This window comes from Streptomyces sp. NPDC053076 (assembly GCF_044546845.1).
Lineage (GTDB): Bacteria > Actinomycetota > Actinomycetes > Streptomycetales > Streptomycetaceae > Streptomyces.
The window spans coordinates 475141-497207 of the sequence record NZ_JBITZL010000002.1 but is presented as its reverse complement, the minus strand read 5'-3'; the positions used below and the strand labels follow the sequence as shown (position 1 = coordinate 497207).

Here is a 22067-nt window from a genome sequence, read left to right as displayed (position 1 = left end):
CCGGTACACCGCCTGCCGTACGGTCCGGGCCCTACACCGCCTGCCGTGCGGTGCGGACGGTTGTTGATGTCGACGCCGACGACGTGAGGGGACCGACCCCGGCTTGGCCACGCCGGTACGCGCCCCTCGCCCCCCGGCCGGCGTGAGCATGCCCGTACGCCCCCGTTACCGGTCGTCCGGCCGCGGCAGGTCCTGTTCGGTCCAGATCGTCTTGCCGGTGGCGGTGTAGCGCGTACCCCAGTGGCGGGTCATCTGGGCGATGATGAACAGGCCCCGGCCTCCCTCGTCGTCGTTCGCGGCGTGCCGCAGATTGGGCGAGGTGTGGCCGGTGTCGGAGACCTCGCAGATCAGCCTCCGGTCGCGGATCAGACGTACCTGGACCGGCCCGCCGACATAGCGGATGGCGTTGGTGACCAGTTCACTGACGATGAGCTCGGTGGTGAATGCGAGGTCGCCCAGTCCCCACTCGCCGAGCTGCTTGCTGACGGCCGTGCGGATGGTGGACACCGCCGCCGGGTCCGGCAGCAGCGCCCACTCGGCGAACTGGTTCCGGTCGAGCCTGCGGGTACGGACCACGAGCAGTGTCGCGTCCACGTCCACCGCACCGGGCAGCAGAGTGGCCACCGCCCTGTCGCACAGCGTCTCCAGGGGCTCCCCCACGTCGGTGAGGACCCGGGACAACTGGGCGATCCCGGCGTCCCGGTCGTCGGCCGCCTGGAGCAGGCCGTCCGTGAAGAGAGCGACGATACTGCCCGGCGCGAGCTCCAGTTCCGTGCTCTGGTAGGGCAGGCCGGCGATTCCCAGCGGCGGTCCCGGCGGCAGCTCAGGACAGCCGACGACACCCGTCTGCGGTTCGACGACCGCCAGCGCGGGCTCCCCGGCCCGGGCCAGGTTGCACCCGCCCGAGACGGGGTCGTACACGGCGTACAGGCAGCTCACGGCGTGCGGCCGCCGGTTGTCGGGATCGGGGCCGGACCCGCCCTCCTGCATGCCCTGCTCGACCATGTCGTCCAGGCGGGACAGGAGTTCGTCCGGGGCCAGGTCCAGCCGGGCCAGGACGCGTACACCCGTGCGCAGGCGACCCATGGTGGCCGCGGCGCGCAGTCCGTGACCGAGCACGTCCCCGACGACCAGGCCGACCCGGGCGCCCGACAGGGGGATGACGTCGTACCAGTCGCCGCCCACCCCGGACCCGTTGTCGGCGGGCAGGTAGCGGCTCGCCGAGTCGACGGCGGTGTGCGGCGGCAGGCGGTGCGGAAGCATGCTCCGCTGCAGTTTGAGGGCCACGCTGTGGCCGCGGGTGACCACCGGCATCAGCACGACCCCGATCAGCAGGGCGCCCACACCCAGGACGGTGACCCCGCCCGTCCGGCCGAACACCGGCAGGTCGACGGTGGTCGTGCCGTACCCGGGCTTCGCGTAGACCACGAAGGTGGCGTACAGGAACAACAGAAGCATGATCAGTCCGCCCAGCCCCGGCAGCAGCCCCTTGAAGACCAGATCCCTGACGTTGAGGGTGAGGACCTTGCGGTGGTACCAGACGCAGGCGAAGCCGGTCAGCCCGTACTGGAACGCGATCGCGAGACCGACCGAGTCGATCGAGTCGGCGAGAACGTTCCGGCTGAACGACGACAGCAGGAGCAACACGGCGATCGCGGCCACTCCCATGCCGACCGTCCCCCAGGTCGGGGTGAGGAACCTGCGGTGGATCCGGGCGAACCGGGAGGGGACCGCCTTGTGGACCGCCATGGAGAAGACGGTCCTGGCCAGAGGCAGGATGGTGGTCTCGGCGGAAGCCAGCGCCGAGGTCAGCACCATCAGGATCAGCAGTTCCGACAGGAGCAGCCCGGTCTTGTCGGTCCCGAACACGGCCTCGCCCAGTCCGGAGAAGACGTCGTCCGAGTTCTGCGTGTTGCCGAGGCCGATGCCCGAGGAGCCGACTCCCGCGAACGCCTGCGCCGAGGTGGACACGAGCCCGTACATGATCAGGAGCAGGACGATGGACAACACCCCGGCCCGGCCGGGGACGCGCGTGCTGTCGACGGTCTCCTCGTTGACGGAGAACGCGGTGTCCCAGCCCCAGTAGATGAACACACCCGCGAGGACGCCCGTGGTCAGGGCCTTCGCCGAGGACACCTCGAACGGGTTGAACCAGGAGGCGGAGACGTGGATCGCCGTCGGGGGAGGGTCGGTGTAGACCCGGACCAGCGCGAAGACGGCGAAGACGACCAGCATCAGCACTTCCAGGCACAGCAGCCAGCGCTGCACGGCCGTCGAGAACCCGATGCCGACGTAGCAGATCGTGGTCAGTACGGCGATCCAGACGACGCCCGCCACGGTGGTCCACAGCCGGTCCTCCGCCAGATGGTCCAGGCCCACCAGCCGGAAGCCGTAGGCGGCGGCGACCTCGGCCAGGTTCGCCATGACGATGATGTTGGCGACGATGAGGCCCCAGCCGCCCATCCAGCCGGTGCGCGGCCCGAAGGCGCGGGTGGCCCAGGTGAAGGTGGTCCCGCAATCGGCGTCGCTCGCGTTGAGCTCCCGGTAGGCGTACGCGATCAGCAGCATCGGCAGGAACGCCAGCATCGTGACGATCGGGGCCTGCAGACCCACCCCGGCCACGATGATGCCCAGCGCGGCGGCCAGGCTGTACGCCGGACCGGCGGAGGCAAGGCCCACGGCCACCGAGGAGAACATGCCCAGGGCGTTGTTCTTGAGCCCCTTCCGGCCGGCCTTCGTCCCGGGCGCGGGGCGGCCGGCGGACTCGGCGCCACCAAAGTGCCTCACACTTGATTCCAACGCCGTGCCGCTCCCCTCCGCAACAGCGCGGGGACCGCGCGGCGGCCTCCGGTCACCCGACCGGGCGGCCCGGCACCCGGAGACTTGGCGGGTCGGCCACCGGGCATGCGTCATGCGGACGCCCCGTCCCGCCGGCCCCTCGCCCGGCGATCCCGACCGTCACCGGCACCGTCATCGGCTGCTCGGCCGTGGGGCCGGCCGGACAGGCCGCGGCTCCGGCCGCCCGCGGGGGCGACCGGAGCCGGGACCGGGGGTTGTACTCGGCCTGCCGCTTCACGATGCGGCCGATGACGATCTTGCGCTCCCGGGTGCCCCCGATCGGGCGCCTGGCCCGCTCAGTGCGCGTGGCCGCCCGAGGCGGGCGCCGGGGCCGCGTTCTTGACCGTCAAGGGCAACAGCTTCTTGCCCGTGGGGCCGATCTGGATGTGGGTGTCCATCTGCGGGCAGACACCGCAGTCGAAGCACGGCGTCCAGCGGCAGTCCTCGACCTCCGTCTCGTCGAGGGCGTCCTGCCAGTCCTCCCAGAGCCAGTCCTTGTCCAGGCCGGAGTCGAGGTGGTCCCAGGGCAGGACCTCCTCGTAGGTGCGCTCGCGGGTGGTGTACCAGTCGACGTCCACGCCGAAGGGGACGAGGGCCTTGTCCGCGCACGCCATCCAGCGGTCGTAGGAGAAGTGCTCGCGCCAACCGTCGAACCGGCCGCCGTCGTCGTACACCGCGCGGATGACGGCGCCGATGCGGCGGTCGCCCCGCGACAGGAGGCCCTCCACGATGCCCGGCTTGCCGTCGTGGTAGCGGAAGCCGATCGAGCGGCCGTACTTCTTGTCGCCGCGGATCTTGTCGCGCAGCTTCCCCAGACGCGCGTCCGTCTCCTCCGCGGAGAGCTGCGGCGCCCACTGGAAGGGGGTGTGGGGCTTCGGGACGAAGCCGCCGATCGAGACCGTGCAGCGGATGTCCCCCGAGCCGGAGACCTCGCGCCCCTTCTGGATGACGTGGGTCGCCATGTCGGCGATCTGGAGGACGTCCTCGTCGGTCTCCGTCGGCAGCCCGCACATGAAGTACAGCTTCACCTGGCGCCAGCCGTTGCCGTAGGCCGTCGCGACCGTACGGATCAGGTCCTCCTCCGAAACCATCTTGTTGATGACCTTGCGCATGCGCTCCGAGCCGCCCTCGGGGGCGAAGGTCAGGCCGGAGCGGCGGCCGTTGCGGGTCAGCTCGTTGGCCAGGTCGACGTTGAAGGCGTCCACTCGCGTCGACGGCAGGGACAGGCCGATCTTGTCGTCCTCGTAGCGGTCCGCCAGGCCCTTGGCGATGTCACCGATCTCGCTGTGGTCCGCGGAGGAGAGGGACAGCAGCCCGACCTCCTCGAAGCCCGTCGCCTTCAGGCCCTTGTCGACCATGTCACCGATGCCCGTGATGGAGCGCTCGCGCACCGGGCGGGTGATCATGCCGGCCTGGCAGAAGCGGCAGCCGCGGGTGCACCCGCGGAAGATCTCGACCGACATGCGCTCGTGCACGGTCTCGGCGAGGGGGACCAGGGGCTGCTTGGGGTACGGCCACTCGTCCAGGTCCATCACCGTGTGCTTGGAGACCCGCCACGGCACGCCCGACCGGTTGGGGACGACGCGGGCGATACGGCCGTCCGCCAGGTACTCGACGTCGTAGAACGCCGGGATGTAGACCGCGCCCGTCTTCGCCAGCCGCAGGAGGACCTCCTCGCGGCCGCCGGGGCGGCCCTGCGCCTTCCACTCGCGGATGATCCGGGTCATGTCGAGCACGGCCTGCTCGCCGTCGCCGATGATCGCCGCGTCGATGAAGTCCGCGATCGGCTCCGGGTTGAAGGCCGCGTGGCCGCCGGCCAGGACGATCGGGTCGTCGATCGTGCGGTCCCTGGACTCCAGCGGGATGCCCGCCAGGTCCAGGGCGGTGAGCATGTTCGTGTAGCCCAGCTCCGTGGAGAAGCTGAGGCCGAACACGTCGAACGCGCGAACCGGCCGGTGGCCGTCCACCGTGAACTGCGGGACGCCGTGCTCACGCATCAGCGCCTCCAGGTCCGGCCAGACGCTGTAGGTGCGCTCGGCGAGGACGCCCTCCCGCTCGTTGAGCACCTCGTAGAGGATCATGACGCCCTGGTTGGGCAGACCGACCTCGTAGGCGTCCGGGTACATGAGCGCCCAGCGGACGTCGCACTCGTCCCAGTCCTTGACGGTGGAGTTGAGTTCTCCTCCGACGTACTGGATCGGCTTCTGCACGTGCGGGAGCAGAGCTTCGAGCTGCGGGAAAACCGACTCGACAGGCATCTCGCGAACCTTCATGAGCTGACAGGGGTGACCACCAAGCGTAACCCGCCCGGAGGACTCCCCCTCACGCTCAGACGGACACCTTGGCCCTGATCTCGTTCCACAGGCCGGGCAGGTCGCTCTCCACGTCCGCCGCCCGCGCTTCCTCCCTGCCGTAGAGCAGCCCGTAGGTGAAGGTGCTCTCCCCCGCCGCGTGCGCCACCGCGGCCAGCTCGCGCAGGGTGCGGCGGGCCATGACGCTGTCCTGGTGTTCACCGAGCCGGCTGGTCAGCGACTTCATGGATTTGGCCAGCGAGCGGGCCGGGCCACCGAGGGCCGGGACGGCCGCCTCGCCGGCGTAGCGGGTGCGCTTGGCCTTCTTTCGGGCCTGGTGGACGGCGACGTCGCATTCCTCGCCGGGCGGCAGGTCGAGGGCCTCGGTGACCAGTCGGGAGACCTTGGCGAAGTCCTTGCGTGCGGCCTTGGCGAGCACCTTCTCCGGCTTGCGGGCGGCCTTCTTCCTCAGCGGCGGGTCGGCGAGCAGGGCGTCCAGACTGTCGAGCAGGGCCAGATAGCGGGCGGAGTCCAGGATCGCGACGAGGTGCCCGTGGACGCTGCTGTGCCTGGCGCTCGCCCAGGTGGTGAGCCGCCGGCGCACGGGGCCGGACACCGCGGCGGGCGGCAGGTCGTCCAGCGCGGTGAGCAGGCGCTCGGACAGCACCTCCTGGTCGCGGTCCGCGCCGAGCTCGCCCGCCAGCCACTTCAGCTCGACGGAGACCGGTTCGGTGACGGCGGGGTCGAGGACCGTGCGGTAGGTGCGGAAGGTGCTGCGCATCCGGCGGGTGGCCACCCGCATCTGGTGGACGGCGTCCGGCACGTCCCGGCGGACGCCCGGATCGTGTCCGAGGATCGCCTCGCGCTGTTCGCGCACGTAGGCGAGGACGTGGTCGCCGGCGGTCACCGGCTTGGCCTGCCGCCCGGAGCCGGGCCGCCGGCCGCCGGTCTGCTCCAGTGCCCGGGCCAGCTTCGACGGGGACTTCGACGGCCGTACGCCCGCCTTGCGCAGGCGCTTGTCCACCTGGTCGAGGAAGGCCGGATCACCGCCGTCGGCCAGTTCCACCTCGATCTCGGTCCACTGGGCGCTCCCCCCCTTGCCGGCGAGCCGGTCGGCGGTCACGGTGTCGACGCTCGCCTCGGCCAGCAGGGCGCCGTCTGCGTCGACCAGGTGGCGTACGTCGCGGGCGGAGCGGAGTCTGACGACGGGGACCAGCTCGGTGCCGCGGACCCGGGAGCGGACCAGTGCGGCGATCTCGTCGGGCACGGTGTCGGACAGCGGTGCCCGGATCTCGTCCCGGACTCCCGGGGCGACCGGGAACTTCAGGTGCCAGCCGGCGTCCGATCCTCCGGTACGGCGCCGCAGGGTGAGGCCCGCGGCGGCCAGTCGCTGGTCGGCGGTGTCGTAGTAGGTGGCGTCCAGCTCGACCAGGCCCCTGTCCAGGACCTCCGCGATCTTTCCTACGCCGGTCAGGTCGGGCAGCCCGCTGTCATCGGATTCGTACTTGCGCTCGATCTCGCGTTTCGTATCCGCCATGGATCGAATCTAGTGGCAGCCGAGCCCATATGGCAGAGCGCCGCCTTGGTGAACGGCGGGGTCGCGCGGAGATCACGAGGCGGCGAGTGCCCGGGGCCGGGGCGGGTGGCCGGGGAGCGCGGGGCCGGGTGCGGGCGGGGTGCTTGGCTCGCCCCCCGGGGTCCGGGGCCGGCTCACCCCGGGCCCGGGGTGGGCTCGGGGTGACGGACGGTGCGGCCTCGGTCTACGCCGACATCGGGCGCTGCACCTTGATCGACTGCAACAGCCCGATCGCGACCCACACCGCGAACATCGACGAGCCGCCGTACGACACGAAGGGCAGGGGCAGGCCGGTGACCGGCATGATGCCGAGGGTCATGCCGATGTTCTCGAAGGACTGGAAGGCGAACCAGGCGACGATCCCGGCGGCCACGATCGTCCCGTACAGCTCGGTCGAGTCGCGTGCTATCCGGCAGGCGCGCCACAGGAGGACCCCGAGGAGGAAGATGATCAGGCCCGCGCCGAGGAAGCCCAGTTCCTCCCCCGCGACCGTGAACACGAAGTCGGTCTGCTGCTCGGGCACGAACTGGCCTGTGGTCTGCGAGCCGTGGAAGAGCCCGGCACCGGTGAGCCCGCCGGATCCGATGGCGATACGGGCCTGGTTGGTGTTGTAGCCGACGCCCGCCGGATCCAGGTCCGGGTTGGCGAAGGCCGCGAACCGGTTGATCTGGTACTCGTCCAGGATGTGCAGCTGCCAGATGGCCACACAGCCGACCACCCCGGCCACGAGCAGGCCGAAGACCCAGCGGTTGGAGGATCCGGAGGCCAGCAGCACGCCCAGGATGATCGCCACCATGGCCAGGACCGAGCCGAGGTCGGGCATGAGCAGCAGGATCAGGATCGGTACGGCGGCCAGGCACAGCGACTGGAACACGGTCCGGTGGTCGGGGTACGGCTTGTCGCCCGCGTCCACGCGTGCGGCCAGCATCATCGCCATGCCCAGGATGATCGACACCTTGAGGAACTCGGCGGGCTGGAGCGAGAAGCCGCCGATGACGAGCCAGTTGCGCTGGCCGTTGATCGTCGCCCCCAGCGGGGTGAGGACGACCAGGGCGAGGAGCACCGACAGGCCGTAGAGGATCGGCACGGCGTTGCGCAGGGCCCGGTGGCCGAGCCAGACCGTGGCGATCATCAGGGCGATCCCGATGCCGAGGTTCATCAGGTGCCGGACCAGGAAGAAGTACGGGTCGCCCTGGTTGAGCTCGGTGCGGTTGCGGGTCGCCGAGTAGACCAGCAGGGAGCCCATCAGGGACAGCGCGGTGGCCGCGAGCAGTATCGGCCAGTCCAGCCGGCGGGTGAGCGAGTCGCGGGCGAAGATCTTCGTCCAGCCGGCCCGCTCGGGGCCGTACCCGGAGACGGAGAAGCTGTTCGTGCCGGTCATGCGGGCATCCTCCGGCTTCCCCGCGGGCGGTGCCCGCGGCGCCTGCGGGTGTCGCGGTTGCCCGTGGTGGGCGAGGGCGTGGTACCGGCGGGCTGCTGGTCGTCACCGTTGGTGGGGTTGTCCTTCTGGGCGGCCTCGGCGTCCTTCGCCGGATCGCCGGTGACCTTCGGGGCGGCGATGGTGCCGTCCGCGCGGACCTTGGGCAGGTCCTTCTGCGGCTCGGGCAGCATCGCCTTCTTGTCGTCGATGGAGCCGTCGGCCCGGACGCCGTAGAGCGCGCTGTAGATGTTGCGCACCGCCTCACCGGAGGCACCGGAACCCGTACCGGCCTGGGCGATCGTCATGATCACCGTGTAGTCCTTGGAGTAGGTGGCCAGCCAGGAGGTGGTCTGCTTGCCGTAGACCTCGGCCGTACCGGTCTTGGCGTGCAGCGGGATCTTGTCCTGCGGCCAGCCGCCGAACTTCCAGGCCGCCGTACCGCGGGTGATGACGCCCGCGAAGGCGTCGTCCATGCCCTTGAGGGTGGCCTGGCTGACCGGCAGCCTGCCGCTCTTCTTCGGCTTGATGGGCGTGACGGTCTTGCCGTCCGCGCTGATGATCGCCTTGCCGATGGTCGGGTGGTACATCGTGCCGCCGTTGGCGACGGCACCGTAGATCACGGCCTCCTGGATCGGCGTGACGAGGGTGTCACCCTGGCCGATGGAGTAGTTGATCGAGTCGCCCTCGCGCATCTTGTTGCCTTCGAGGCAGTTCTCGTAGGCGATCTTCTCGACGTACGAGCCGTCCTTCTTGCCGGTCCTGCACCAGGCGTCCTTGTTGGCCTTCCAGTAGTCCAGCTTCCACTGGCGGTCCGGGACCCGGCCGGTGACCTCGTTGGGCAGGTCGAGCCCGGTCTCCTTGCCGAGGCCGAACTGGTGGGCCGCCCTGTAGAAGTAGTCCTTCGGCTGGCCCTTCTTGGGGTTGATGCCGCCGTCCCTCTTCCACTCCTTGTCGGCGAGACCGTAGAAGACGGTGTCGCAGGAGACCTCCAGGGCGCGGCCGAGGGAGATGGGACCGAAGTTCTCGCCCTCGAAGTTCTTGAAGACCTGGCCGCCCACCGAGTAGGAACTGGTGCACGGGTAGCGGCCGTCGAAGGGGTAGCCGGCCTCGACCGCGGCGGCCGTGGAGACCACCTTGAACGTCGAGCCGGGCGCGGCCTGACCCTGTATGGCCCTGTTGAGCAGGGGGTAGTCCGAGTTCTTGCCGGTGAGGGCCTTGTAGTCCTTGGCCGAGATGCCGCCGACCCAGACGTTCGGGTCGTACGTCGGTGCCGAGGCCATCGCGACGACCCGGCCGGTCTTGGCCTCCATCACGACGACGGCACCGGAGTCGGCCTTGTAGTTCGTCCCGGTGATCTTGTCGAACTGCTGGCGCGCGGTCTTCATCGCCTTGTCCAGCTCGTACTCCGCGACCCGCTGGACCCTGGAGTCGATGCTGGTGACCAGGTTCGAACCGGGCTCGGCCGCGTCCGACTTGGCCTTGCCGATGACCCGGCCGAGGTTGTCGACCTCGTAGCGGGTGACGCCGGCCTTGCCGCGCAGCATCTTGTCGTACGTCCGCTCCAGTCCGGAGCGGCCGACCATGTCGGAGCGCAGGTACGGCGAGTCGGTGTCCTTGGCCTTCTGGATCTCGTCGTCGGTGACGGGCGAGAGATAGCCCAGGACCTGCGCGGTGTTGGACTTGCCGGGGCCCGCGTAGCGGCGGACGGCCTCGGGCTCGGCGGTGATGCCGGGGAAGTCCTCGGAACGCTCACGGATCTGCAGGGCCTGCTTGGCCGTTGCCTCGTCGGTGATGGGGATCGGCTGGTACGGCGAGCCGTTCCAGCAGGGCTGGGGGGTCTTGGCGTCGCACAGCCGGACCTTCTGCTCGACCTCCGTGGGGCTCATGCCGAGGACGCCGGCCAGCTTGCTGAGGACGGCCTTGCCGTCGTCCTTCTGCTTCAGCAGGTCGGTGCGGGAGGCGGAGACCACCAGGCGGGTCTCGTTGTCCGCGAGGGGCACGCCGCGGGCGTCCAGGATGTCGCCGCGCACGGCGGGGTCGACCACCTGCTGGACGTGGTTGCCGGACGCCTCCCTCTGGTATTCGGCACCCTCGCGGATCTGCAGGTACCACAGCCGGCCGCCGAGCGTGCCGAGGAGGGAGAGTACGAGAATCTGGATCACGACGAGCCGGATCTGGACCCGTGGGGTCCGACCGGTCTCGGGGATGTTGGTCACTGCGGCTGCCTCCCCCTCTCAGTGCACGGACATCTGTGCGCGAAGCGCGTCTGTACGAACCGGCTGCACGCGTACGAATGATGAACGACCCGCCGGTGAGCCCGCGTTCCGCGCAAGCTGACCCGTTCGGGTGAACTCCGCGCCCCTCACAGCCGCTTGACCCCCTTGATCCGGCCGACCCGGGCGGAGCGGGTGCGGGCCTTGGCCTTCAGCGTTCCGAGGCCGCCACGCTGGCCGCCGATGCGCAGGCCGGTGCCGGAGGAGAGCCAGCCGGAGGAGATGTCACCGGCCTTGGCCGCGGGGCCGGTCTCGGTGAGCGGGTCGTTGTCGGCTCGGCGGGCCAGCCACATGACCCCGGGCACCACGAACGGGGCGAGGAGCAGGTCGTACAGGGCTGCCGAGATCAGCAGGCTGGTCAGGCCGACGTGCCGGGCGGCGGTGTCACCGACCAGGGCGCCCACCCCGGCGTAGAGCAGGGTGGAGCCGATGGCGGCGGCGACCACGACGGCCATGGGGCCGGTCGCCGACTTCAGCCGGCCGTTCTCCGGCCGGATGAGCCCGGCGAAGTAGCCGGTGACGCACAGGACGAGGGCGTAGCGGCCGGCCGCGTGGTCGGCGGGCGGGGCCAGGTCGGCGAGCAGGCCGGCGCCGAAACCGACGAGGGCGCCGCCCACATGGCCGTACACCATCGCCAGGCCGAGGACGGTGAGCAGCAGCAGGTCGGGGACGGCACCGGGCAGGTGCAGCCGGGCGAGGACGCTGACCTGGATCACCAGGGCCACCACGACCAGCGCGCTGGAGAGCAGGATCCGGTTGACACGCATGGGATTCAAGCTCCTACTGCTGCTGGTCGGTGCCGGAGGCGTCCGCCGACGGGGTGACCGTGACGGTCACCGTCGGCGTCGGGACCGGCTTCGGTTTGGTCGGGAGCACGGTGTCGCGCGGGTCCTTGTGCGGGGCCTGGACGACCACGCCGACGATGTCGAGCTTGGTGAAGCCGACGTAGGGGGTGACGTAGAGGGTGCGGGTGAGGCCGCCGCCGGAGGGGTCGACACGGGAGACCACGCCGACCGGGACGCCGGGCACGAACGGCCGGTCGGCCTGGGAGCCGAAGGTGACGAGCCGGTCGCCCTTCTTCACCTCCGCCTTGCCGTTGAGCAGTTCCACGCGCAGCGGCCGGTCGCCCTGGCCGGAGGCGAAGCCGAGTTCGTCGCTGCCCTCCATGCGGGTGCCGACGGTGAAGTCGGGGTCGTTGGCGAGCAGCACCGTGGAGGTGCCGGGACCGACGGTGGTGACGCGGCCGACCAGGCCGTCGCCGTTGAGCACGGTCATGTCCCGTTTGATGCCGTCGTCGGCACCGGCGTCGATGGTGATGGTCCAGGAGAAGCCCTGTGCCGACCCTATGGCGATGACCTGGGCACCCTTGATGCCGTACTGCCCCTCGCCGGCGACCTTCAGCAGCTTGTCGAGTTGCCCCAGGCGGCTGCGGTTGCGGTCGTCGCTGCCGAGCTTGGCCTTGAGGGCCGCGTTCTCCTTCTCCAGTGCGGCGAGCCGGTCGTGCCGGCTGCCCGAGTCGCGGATCGCGGAGACGGCGTTGCCCACCGGGTCGACCGCGGAGCTCAGCCCGTCCTCGACCGGGCCGAACGCCGCTGCCGCGGCGTGCCGGGCACCGTCGACCGGGGAGTTCCGGCCTCCGCGGATGTCCACCGTGATCAACGCGAACGCGATGGCGATCAGCAGGACCAGGAGCAGCCGGCTCTCTTTCGTGTCCCTCACGTGCGGCGGCCGTGCCCTTCCTCAAGTAGGAATGCGGGGACCCCCGGAAAACGCGAATGGTGCGGCGCGAACCGAAGAGGGCCCATTTGGGGGAGCTTATGCCTCTATATCAACGATCCGCCGCACGAGAGGAGAACGTCTCGTACGGCGGAATCGAAGAGTTACGTCATCTGCGCGGCTGGGCGTCCAGAACCTGCTGCAGTGCCTCGAACTCCTCGACGCACTTCCCGGAGCCGAGCGCGACGCTGTCCAGCGGGTCCTCGGCGATGTGGATCGGCATGCCGGTCTCCCGGCGCAGCCGCTCGTCGAGCCCGCGCAGCAGGGCTCCGCCACCGGTCAGAACGATTCCTCGGTCCATGATGTCGCCGGACAGCTCCGGCGGGCACTTGTCGAGGGTGGTCTTCACCGCGTCCACGATCGCGTTGACCGGCTCCTCGATCGCCTTGCGGACCTCGGCCGCCGAGATGACGACGGTCTTCGGCAGCCCGGACACCAGGTCCCGGCCGCGGACTTCGGTGTGCTCGTCGGTGTCGAGGTCGTACGCCGAACCGATCGTGATCTTGATCTGCTCGGCCGTGCGCTCACCCAGCAGAAGGCTGTATTCCTTCTTGATGTACTGGATGATCGCGTTGTCCAGTTCGTCGCCGGCGACGCGGATGGACTGGGCGGTGACGATGCCGCCGAGGGAGATGACCGCGACCTCCGTGGTGCCACCGCCGATGTCCACCACCATGTTGCCCGTGGCCTCGTGGACCGGCAGGCCGGAGCCGATGGCGGCGGCCATGGGCTCCTCGATGATGTGCACCTGGCGGGCACCGGCCTGGGAGGACGCCTCGATGACCGCGCGGCGCTCGACGCCCGTGATGCCCGAGGGCACGCAGACGACGACCCGCGGCCGGGCCAGGTACCGCCGCTTGTGGATCTTCAGGATGAAATAGCGGAGCATCCGCTCGGTGATCTCGAAGTCGGCGATCACGCCGTCCTTCAGCGGGCGGACGGCCACGATGTTGCCCGGCGTCCGGCCGATCATCTTCTTCGCTTCGGCACCGACCGCGAGGATCCCACCCGTGTTGGTGTTGATCGCCACGACGGACGGCTCGTTCAGTACGATCCCGCGACCCCTGACGTACACCAGCGTGTTGGCGGTCCCGAGGTCGACAGCCATGTCACGGCCGATGAACGACATTGAGTTCCCCATCCGGATTCATCTGGCCTTCCTGACTATGTGAGGGCATATCAGGTCGGCGAGGCGGGTGCTGTGACGTGAAGGCTTCCATCGTAAACGCGCCTGCACGAACACTGCGCGAGGGTCTCCGCCATTGTCACCAGATGGCGTGCCGCCTCGCTTGTGGAGACGGGCGTTCGGGGACGCTCGTTCCCTCGATCGCCGGTACGCGTGCCAGAAAGATCGGGGTCCGGGAGACGGGCTGCCGGACGCTCCGTCACGGCCCGCCGGCACCCCGCCGGGCCATCCGGCGTTACGCGCGACCCGGGAAGAAGATCTTCACCTCGCGCTCGGCGGACTCCTCGGAGTCGGAGGCGTGGATCAGGTTCTCGCGGACGATCACACCGTAGTCACCGCGGATCGAACCCGGCGCGGCGGCGATCGGGTCGGTCGGTCCCGCCAGCTGGCGCACGCCCTCGATCACCCGCTCGCCCTCCACGATCAGCGCGACGACCGGCCCCGAGGACATGAACTCGACCAGCGGCTCGTAGAACGGCTTGCCGACGTGCTCGGCGTAGTGCTGCTCCAGCGTGGCCCGCTCCAGGGTGCGCAGTTCCAGCGCGGTGATCCGCCAGCCCGCCTTGCGCTCGATACGGCTGATGATCTCGCCGGTCAGGCCACGACGGACGGCGTCGGGCTTGAGGAGGACGAGGGTGCGCTGGCTCACGGGGGGCTCCTTACGCGACGTGCGGGGTGCGGTGGGACGAGGTTACAGGGCGTGTCGGGGCGCCTGTCACGCAGCGTCAGCCGTGGAGGAGGAGGACTCCGCCCGGGCCGCGAATCGGGCCTTCGCCTCGTCCACCTTTCGCCCGAAGTGCACCGATGCCCACCACAGCGCCGCGAACACCGCGCCCATGAAGAACATGGTCGGGACGAAGACGCCGGAGGCGATCAGGGCGAGCTGGAGGGCCCAGCCGAGAGCCACCCCGCCGGGGCGGGTGACCATGCCGCACAGCAGCACGCACACCAGCATGGCGACACCGCTGACCAGCCACACCGTCGAGGTGGACAGGTCCGGGTCCTTCATGGCGACGAGCCCGGCGAAGCCGATGACGAAGAACTCGCCGATCAGGGTCGATGCACAGAGCGTACGCATCCTCGAGTCTCAGCCCTTCCCCAGCAGCAGCCGGGCCTCGCCGACCGTGATGACGGATCCGGTGACCAGCACACCGCCGCCCGCGAACTCGCCCTCCTCCTCGGCCAGCGTGATCGCGGCCTCCAGGGCGTCCGGCAGCCGCGGCTCCACCTGCACCCGCTCGTCGCCGAACACCTCGACGGCGATCGCGGCCAACTCGTCCGCGTCCATGGCACGGTGGGTGGAGTTCTGGGTGACGACCACCTCGGCGAAGATCGGCTCGAACGCCTCCAGCAGCCCCCGCACGTTCTTGTCGCCGCTCGCGCCCACGACGCCGACCAGCCGGGTGAAGTCGAACGCCTCGCGCACGGCCTCGGCGGTGGCCACGGCGCCCGCGGGATTGTGCGCGGCGTCCAGCACGACCGTCGGGGAACGCCGTACCACCTCCAGGCGGCCCGGCGAGGAGACGGCCGCGAACGCCTTCCGCACGGTGTCGATGTCCAGCGGCTCCGCGCGCTGTGCGCCGACGCCGAAGAACGCCTCCACGGCGGCCAGTGCGACGGCCGCGTTGTGCGCCTGGTAGGCGCCGTGCAGCGGGAGGTACACCTCGGAGTACTCGCCGCCGAGGCCGCGCAGGGTGAGCAACTGCCCGCCGACGGCGACCTGACGGGCCACCACGCCGAACTCCAGGCCCTCGCGGGCCACGGTGGCGTCCACCTCGACGGCCTTCTTCAGCAGCACCTGCGCCGCGTCCACCGGCTGCTGGGCCAGGATGACGGTGGCGTCCTGCTTGATGATGCCGCTCTTCTCGGAGGCGATCGCCGCGGGCGTCTCACCGAGCCGGTCGGTGTGGTCGAGATCGATGGGGGTCACGACGGCGACATCGCCGTCGATCACGTTGGTGGCGTCCCAGGAGCCGCCCATGCCGACCTCGACGACGGCGACGTCCACGGGCGCGTCGGCGAAGGCGGCGTACGCCATGCCGGTGAGGACCTCGAAGAAGGACAGGCGGTACTCCTGCGCGGAGTCGACCATCTCGACGTACGGCTTGATGTCGAGGTACGTCTCGATGAACCGCTCGGCGGAGATCGGGGCGCCGTCCAGGCTGATCCGCTCGGTGATCGACTGCACGTGCGGGCTGGTGTAGCGGCCGGTGCGCAGCTCGAAGGCGCCGAGCAGGGCCTCGACCATGCGGGCGGTGGAAGTCTTGCCGTTCGTGCCCGTGATGTGGATCGAGGGGTACGAGCGCTGGGGCTCGCCCAGGACGTCCATCAGCGCGGCGATACGGGCGACCGAGGGCTCCAGCTTGGTCTCGCCCCAGCGGGTGGCCAGCTCCGCCTCGACGTCGCGCAGGGCCTTGTCGACCTCCGGGTCCTCCGGGCGTGCGGGTACGTCGGCCTGCGGCCGGCCTCCCTGGGTGCGCAGGGTGCGGCTGCCGGCCTCGATGACCGCGAGGTCGGGGTCGCGGTCGGTCTCGGCCTCGATGATGTCGTCGAAGCCGTCGAGGGGGTCGGGCCGGTCGTTTTCGTGCGGGACGTCGCTCACGGGTTCAGTCTACGGAGGGGACGGTGGCTTCGCGGCGCCGGTATCGGGTGGCTTGTCCTGCCGGCCGACCGCGGCCGGGCCGTGGCAGGGCCGCGGGGCTCCCTGCGCCCCTGACGGGGCGCGCGAAAGCCCCCGGAACCTCGCGGTCGCGGGGGCCTTCGGCGGCGTACGGAGGCTTACGCCTGCGGCAGCCGGTTCAGCTGCGCCTGGATGCGGGCGATGTCCTCGTCCGCCTTGGCGAGGCGCGTGCGGATCTTGTCCACCACGTTCTCCGGGGCCTTCGCGAGGAACGCCTCGTTGCCGAGCTTGGCCGTGGCCTGGGCCTTCTCCTTCTCGGCCGCCGCCAGGTCCTTCGCCAGGCGCTTGCGCTCCGCGGCGACGTCGATCGTGCCGGAGAGGTCGAGGGCGACCTCCGCCCCGGAGACCGGCAGGGTGGCCGTCGCCGTGAAGGACTCGCCCTCCGGCTGCAGGCGCAGCAGCTGCCGGATGGCGGCCTCGTGCGGGGCGAGGGCCGTGCCGTCCAGGGTCAGGCGGGCCGGGACCCGCTGGCCGGGCTGGAGGCCCTGGTCGGCGCGGAAGCGGCGGACCTCGGTGATGACCGACTGGAGGGTGGAGATCTCCTGCTCGGCCGCCGCGTCACGGAAGCCGCTGTCGTTCGGCCACTCGGCGATCACCACCGACTCGCCGCCCGTCAGCGTCGTCCAGAGGGTCTCCGTGACGAACGGGACGACCGGGTGCAGCAGCCTCAGCGTGACGTCCAGGACCTCGCCCAGGACCCGCTTGGAGACCTCGGCCGGCTCACCGCCCGCCTGGAAGACCGTCTTGGACAGCTCGACGTACCAGTCGAAGACCTCGTCCCACGCGAAGTGGAAGAGGGCGTCGGAGAGCTTCGCGAACTGGAAGTCCTCGTAGTGGGCGTCGACTTCGGCGACCACGGAGTTCAGCCGGGACAGGATCCAGCGGTCCGTCGCCGACATGGCCGACGGGTCCGGCAGCGGGCCTTCCACCGTCGCGCCGTTCATCAGCGCGAAGCGGGTCGCGTTCCAGATCTTGTTGGCGAAGTTGCGGGAGCCCTGGACCCAGTCCTCACCGATCGGGACGTCGACGCCCGGGTTGGCGCCGCGGGCCAGGGTGAAGCGCAGGGCGTCGGAGCCGTACTTGTCCATCCAGTCCAGCGGGTTGACCGCGTTGCCGAAGGACTTCGACATCTTCTTGCCGAACTGGTCGCGGACCATGCCGTGCAGGGCGATGGTGTGGAACGGCGGAGTGCCGTCCATCGCGTACAGGCCGAACATCATCATCCGGGCGACCCAGAAGAAGAGGATGTCGTAGCCGGTGACCAGGACGGAGTTCGGGTAGAACTTCGCGAGCGACTCGGTCTGTTCGGGCCAGCCGAGGGTGGAGAACGGCCACAGGCCGGAGGAGAACCAGGTGTCGAGGACGTCGGTGTCCTGGTGCCAGCCCTCGCCGGTGGGCGGCTGCTCGTCCGGGCCGACGCAGACGACCTCGCCGTTCGGGCCGTACCAGACGGGGATGCGGTGGCCCCACCACAACTGGCGCGAGATGCACCAGTCGTGGAGGTTATCGACCCAGTCGAAGTACCGCTTCTCCATCTCCTGCGGGTGGATCTTGACGCGGCCGTCACGGACGGCGTCGCCCGCCGCCTTCGCCAGCGGGCCGACCTTGACCCACCACTGCATGGACAGGCGCGGCTCGATGGTGGTCTTGCAGCGCGAGCAGTGGCCGACGGAGTGGACGTACGGCCGCTTCTCGGCGACGATCCGGCCCTCGGCGCGCAGCGCGGCGACGATCGCCGAGCGGGCCTCCAGGCGGTCCATGCCCTGGAAGGGGCCGTGGACGGTGATGACGGCGTGCTCGTCCATCACGGTGATGGACGGCAGGCCGTGGCGCTGGCCGATCTCGAAGTCGTTCGGGTCGTGGGCCGGGGTGACCTTGACGGCGCCGGTACCGAACTCGGGGTCGACGTGCTCGTCGGCGACGACCGGGATGGAACGGTCGGTCAGCGGCAGCCTGATGAGCTTGCCGACGAGGTGCTTGTAGCGCTCGTCCCCGGGGTGGACGGCGACGGCGGTGTCACCCAGCATCGTCTCGGCACGGGTGGTGGCGACGACGATGGTCTCGTCACCCTCGCCGTACTTCATGGAGACGAGCTCGCCGTCGTCGTCCTGGTACTCGACCTCGATGTCCGAGATCGCCGTCAGACAGCGCGGGCACCAGTTGATGATGCGCTCGGCGCGGTAGATCAGCTCGTCGTCGTAGAGCTTCTTGAAGATGGTCTGGACGGCCTGGGACAGGCCCTCGTCCATGGTGAAGCGCTCACGCGACCAGGCGACGCCGTCGCCGAGGCGGCGCATCTGCCCGGAGATCTGTCCGCCGGACTCGCCCTTCCACTGCCAGACGCGCTCGACGAACGCCTCCCGGCCGAGGTCGTGCCGTGACTTGCCCTCCTTGCCCAGCTCGCGCTCGACGACGTTCTGGGTGGCGATGCCGGCGTGGTCCATGCCGGGCTGCCACAGCGTCTCGAAGCCCTGCATGCGCTTGCGGCGGGTCAGGGCGTCGATGAGGGTGTGCTCGAAGGCGTGGCCCAGGTGCAGGCTGCCCGTGACGTTCGGCGGCGGGATGACGACGGTGAACGGAGGCTTGTCGCTCTTCGCGTCCGCCTCGAAGTAACCGCGCTCTACCCAGCGCTCGTACAGCGGCCCCTCTACATCGGCCGGCGCGTACTGGGTCGGCAGTTCGGAGTCGGGCGCGGGTGGCTGCTGCTGAGCGTTCTCGGTCACGGGGGTCAGTTTAGAGGTGTCACGGGGCGGTCCCGAAACGCGTTTGTTCTGTAACGGTGCGGCCCCCGGTGCCGTGCGTCCTCCGGGCCTGGGTCAGGATGTCAGGAACACATAAGCTTCTGGAGGGGAACCCAGGAATGAGTCACAACCAGCCGGGCCCGTACGGCCAGCAGCCCCAGCAGCCGGGCCCGTACGGCCAGCAGGGGCAGCCTGGGCCGTACGGCCAGCCGGGCCCCTACGGCCAGCAGCCGCAGGCTCCGCAGCCCGGCTATGGGTACCCCCAGCAGGCTCCCGCGGCCCCGCCGCAGCCCGGTTACGGCTACCCGCAGCAGGGCGTACCGCAGCAGCCGGCCCCGTACGGCCAGCAGCAGCCGTTCGGCGTGCCCCAGCCCCCGCAGCCGGCCGGCGGGAAGAAGAAGACGGGTCTGATCATCGGCGCGGTGGCCGTGGTCGCCGCCCTGGCTGTGGGTGCGTACTTCGTGATCGGCGGCAGCGGCGGCGTCGCGGACGACGGGCCGCACAAGCTCACGGCTCCGGAGACGGTGCTGACGGAGTACAAGAAGAAGGACGGCAAGAGCGACACGATGACGGACGAGGATCTGAAGGACGCCGAGAAGTGGGGCGTGCACGATCCGCAGGACGTCAGTGCGCAGTACCAGTCCGGGGACGACGACAATCCGCTGAGCCTGAAGATGATCCAGTTCGGCGGTGTCTACGGCACGATCGACGACCCCGAGAAGACCGTCGACGCGATGTTCGCCTACATGAAGAGCGAGTCCCAGAAGGACAGCGACAGCAAGGACGTCGCCCTGAAGGGCGAGCCGAAGAAGTACGAGCCGGCCGGGCTCAACGGCGCGGTCCTCAAGTGCCAGCAGGCCACGGCACCCACGGGCAGCAGCTCCGGCGGGCCCAAGGACGTGACGATGTCGATCTGCATCTGGGGCGACCACAGCACCCTCGGCCTCGTCATGCCGATGGATATCGCAAGCCTCGCGGCGGGCAGGAGCGGCGACCCGGCCGTCGACGCCGAACTGGCCGCCAAGTTCCGCAACGAGGTCCGCGTCAAGGTCTGACGTCGTCGTGAGACACGCGAAGGGCCCCGGCCGGTCGGCCGGGGCCCTTCGCGTGCGTCCGTCTGTTACGCCGTCTTCTGCTCCCCCGAGCCCCGCCCGCGGGCGTCGCGCGGGATGAGGGTGGGGTTGACGTTGGAGAGGACCACGTCGGCGGTGATGACGACGCGGGCGACGTCCTTGCGGGACGGGACCTCGTACATCACGCCCTGGAGGACCTCCTCCATGATGGCGCGCAGGCCGCGGGCGCCGGTCTGGCGGAGGATGGCCTGGTCGGCGATGGCCTCCAGCGCCTCGCGCTCGAAGTCCAGCTCCACGCCGTCGAGTTCGAACAGGCGCTGGTACTGCTTGACCAGCGCGTTGCGGGGCTCGACCAGGATCTTCAGGAGCGCTTCCCGGTCCAGGTTGTGGACCGAGGTGATGACGGGGAGACGGCCGATGAACTCGGGGATCATGCCGAACTTGACCAGGTCCTCCGGCATGACGTCCTCGAAGACGTCCTTGGCCTCCAGCTCGCGCTTCGAGAGGATCGTGGCGCCGAAGCCGATGCCCTTCGCGCCCGCCCTCGCCTCGATGATCTTCTCCAGGCCGGCGAAGGCACCACCCACGATGAACAGGACGTTCGTCGTGTCGATCTGGATGAACTCCTGGTGGGGGTGCTTGCGGCCGCCCTGGGGCGGGACGGAGGCCGTGGTGCCCTCGAGGATCTTCAGCAACGCCTGCTGGACGCCCTCGCCGGAGACGTCGCGGGTGATCGACGGGTTCTCGCTCTTGCGGGCGACCTTGTCGATCTCGTCGATGTAGATGATGCCCGTCTCGGCCTTCTTGACGTCGTAGTCCGCCGCCTGGATGAGCTTCAGCAGGATGTTCTCGACGTCCTCGCCCACATACCCCGCCTCCGTGAGCGCCGTGGCGTCGGCGATCGCGAACGGCACGTTCAGCATGCGCGCCAGCGTCTGCGCGAGGAGGGTCTTGCCCGAGCCCGTGGGGCCCAGCAGCAGGATGTTGGACTTCGCCAGCTCGATCGCGTCGTCCCGGCCGCTCGCGCCGCCGTTCTCACCGGCCTGGACCCGCTTGTAGTGGTTGTACACCGCGACGGACAGGGCCTTCTTGGCGGCCTCCTGGCCGACCACGTAGCCCTCGAGGAACTCGTAGATCTCGCGGGGCTTGGGCAGCTCCTCCCAGCGGACCTCGCTGGTCTCCGCGAGCTCTTCCTCGATGATCTCGTTGCAGAGATCGATGCACTCGTCGCAGATGTACACACCGGGCCCTGCGATGAGCTTCTTGACCTGCTTCTGGCTCTTGCCACAGAACGAGCACTTGAGCAGATCGCCGCCGTCACCGATGCGTGCCACGGTGTGCTTCCCCTTCGCCTGGGAGACGCCTGGACGTTACAAGTCCAGCGGCTCCTGGTGCTGCCTTATGTCCGACGGTACCTTGCCGGACCGGGTGTTCGGGCCCCCCTTGGCAGGGTTCACTTTGACGTGCACCGCGCCAAGGGGGGCCGGAAGTGCTCGGTTCCGCGTCAGCGGACCGCGCTGTTGTTCAGCTTGCGGGTGGAGATGATCTGGTCGACGAGGCCGTACTCCAGCGCCTCCTCGGCCGTGAGGATCTTGTCGCGCTCGATGTCCTCGCGGATCTTCTCGAGCGGCTGGTTCGAGTGCTTGGCCAGCATGTCCTCCAGCTGCTCACGCATCCGGGTGAACTCGTTGGCGATGATCTCCAGGTCGGAGAGCTGACCGCGGCCGGTGGAGCCGGCCGGCTGGTGGATCAGTACGCGCGAGTTCGGCAGCGCCATGCGCTTGCCGGGCGTACCGGCGGCGAGCAGGATGGCCGCGGCGGAGGCCGCCTGGCCCATGCAGACCGTCTGGATGTCGGGCTTCACGAACTGCATCGTGTCGTAGATCGCCGTCAGGGCGGTCATGTCGCCACCGGGGCTGTTGATGTAGATCGAGATGTCCCGGTCCGGGTCCATCGACTCCAGGCACAGCAGCTGCGCCATGACGTCGTTGGCGGAGGCGTCGTCGATCTGGACGCCCAGGAAGATCACCCGCTCCTCGAAGAGCTTCGCGTACGGATCGTACTCGCGGATGCCCTGGGAGGTGCGCTCGACGAAGCGCGGGATCACGTAGCGGCTGTCGGGGCGGGGCCCTTCGTACATGCCGCTGGCGGCGCCGGGGAAGTTGGTCATGGGGTGTTCACCGTCCTGGTGGCGTTCTGGGGGCTTCGGTCTC

15 protein-coding genes are annotated in these 22067 nt (G+C 69.8%); 1 reads left to right on the top strand and 14 read right to left on the bottom strand.

The window, feature by feature from the left end:
• Positions 1-165: 165 nt before the first annotated feature.
• The 12 genes from ACIGYR_RS09495 to ACIGYR_RS09440 form a co-directional block, all read right to left on the bottom strand.
• A complete protein-coding gene (locus tag ACIGYR_RS09495; RefSeq protein ID WP_399596008.1) occupies positions 166-2787 on the bottom strand; it encodes an amino acid permease in 2622 nt (873 codons plus the stop codon).
• Positions 2788-3134: 347 nt separating this feature from the next.
• Positions 3135-5096 (bottom strand): TIGR03960 family B12-binding radical SAM protein, encoded by a 1962-nt coding sequence (locus ACIGYR_RS09490; protein WP_399596010.1) that lies wholly within the window; start codon positions 5094-5096, stop codon positions 3135-3137.
• 70 nt (positions 5097-5166) lie between these two features.
• The gene (locus ACIGYR_RS09485; RefSeq protein ID WP_399596011.1) at positions 5167-6666 is read right to left on the bottom strand and encodes a CHAD domain-containing protein; all 1500 of its coding nucleotides are present in this window, start codon (positions 6664-6666) and stop codon (positions 5167-5169) included.
• A 223-nt stretch (positions 6667-6889) separates the two neighbouring features.
• Positions 6890-8086 carry a rod shape-determining protein RodA gene (gene rodA, locus ACIGYR_RS09480; RefSeq protein WP_391838327.1) on the bottom strand — a complete coding sequence of 399 codons (1197 nt, stop codon included), beginning with the start codon at positions 8084-8086 and terminating at the stop codon, positions 6890-6892.
• Positions 8083-10341, bottom strand: coding sequence for a penicillin-binding protein 2 (mrdA, locus tag ACIGYR_RS09475; RefSeq protein ID WP_399596012.1), 2259 nt, complete (start codon positions 10339-10341; stop codon positions 8083-8085). The genes rodA and mrdA overlap by 4 nt, the downstream gene beginning before the upstream one ends.
• 146 nt (positions 10342-10487) lie before the next feature.
• Entirely contained in the window at positions 10488-11165 is a 678-nt protein-coding gene (gene mreD / locus ACIGYR_RS09470; protein ID WP_391838323.1) for a rod shape-determining protein MreD, read from the bottom strand.
• Between the two features lie 13 nt (positions 11166-11178).
• Positions 11179-12117 (bottom strand): rod shape-determining protein MreC, encoded by a 939-nt coding sequence (gene mreC, locus ACIGYR_RS09465; protein ID WP_399596014.1) that lies wholly within the window; start codon positions 12115-12117, stop codon positions 11179-11181.
• A gap of 166 nt (positions 12118-12283) precedes the next feature.
• Complete coding sequence (locus ACIGYR_RS09460; protein ID WP_014672705.1) at positions 12284-13303, bottom strand: rod shape-determining protein; 1020 nt, start codon at positions 13301-13303, stop codon at positions 12284-12286.
• 292 nt (positions 13304-13595) lie between these two features.
• A complete protein-coding gene (gene ndk, locus ACIGYR_RS09455; RefSeq protein WP_391838319.1) occupies positions 13596-14009 on the bottom strand; it encodes a nucleoside-diphosphate kinase in 414 nt (137 codons plus the stop codon).
• Between the two features lie 66 nt (positions 14010-14075).
• Positions 14076-14438: a DUF4233 domain-containing protein gene (locus ACIGYR_RS09450; RefSeq protein ID WP_391838317.1), complete on the bottom strand. Its 363-nt coding sequence runs from the start codon at positions 14436-14438 to the stop codon at positions 14076-14078.
• Between the two features lie 9 nt (positions 14439-14447).
• On the bottom strand, positions 14448-15962 hold the full coding sequence (locus tag ACIGYR_RS09445) for a bifunctional folylpolyglutamate synthase/dihydrofolate synthase (RefSeq protein ID WP_399596015.1): 1515 nt from the start codon (positions 15960-15962) through the stop codon (positions 14448-14450).
• Positions 15963-16138: 176 nt separating this feature from the next.
• Complete coding sequence (locus ACIGYR_RS09440; RefSeq protein WP_399596016.1) at positions 16139-18763, bottom strand: valine--tRNA ligase; 2625 nt, start codon at positions 18761-18763, stop codon at positions 16139-16141.
• 137 nt (positions 18764-18900) lie between these two features.
• Here ACIGYR_RS09440 and ACIGYR_RS09435 point away from each other — a divergent pair, with 137 nt between their 5' ends.
• Positions 18901-19836, top strand: a complete 936-nt coding sequence (locus ACIGYR_RS09435) for a hypothetical protein (RefSeq protein WP_399596018.1) — start codon at positions 18901-18903, stop codon at positions 19834-19836.
• A 65-nt stretch (positions 19837-19901) separates the two neighbouring features.
• Here ACIGYR_RS09435 and clpX read toward each other — a convergent pair whose 3' ends face one another.
• Positions 19902-21188, bottom strand: a complete 1287-nt coding sequence (gene clpX / locus ACIGYR_RS09430; protein WP_014672712.1) for an ATP-dependent Clp protease ATP-binding subunit ClpX — start codon at positions 21186-21188, stop codon at positions 19902-19904.
• A gap of 170 nt (positions 21189-21358) precedes the next feature.
• A complete protein-coding gene (locus ACIGYR_RS09425) occupies positions 21359-22024 on the bottom strand; it encodes an ATP-dependent Clp protease proteolytic subunit (protein WP_391838310.1) in 666 nt (221 codons plus the stop codon).
• Positions 22025-22067 lie beyond the last annotated feature (43 nt).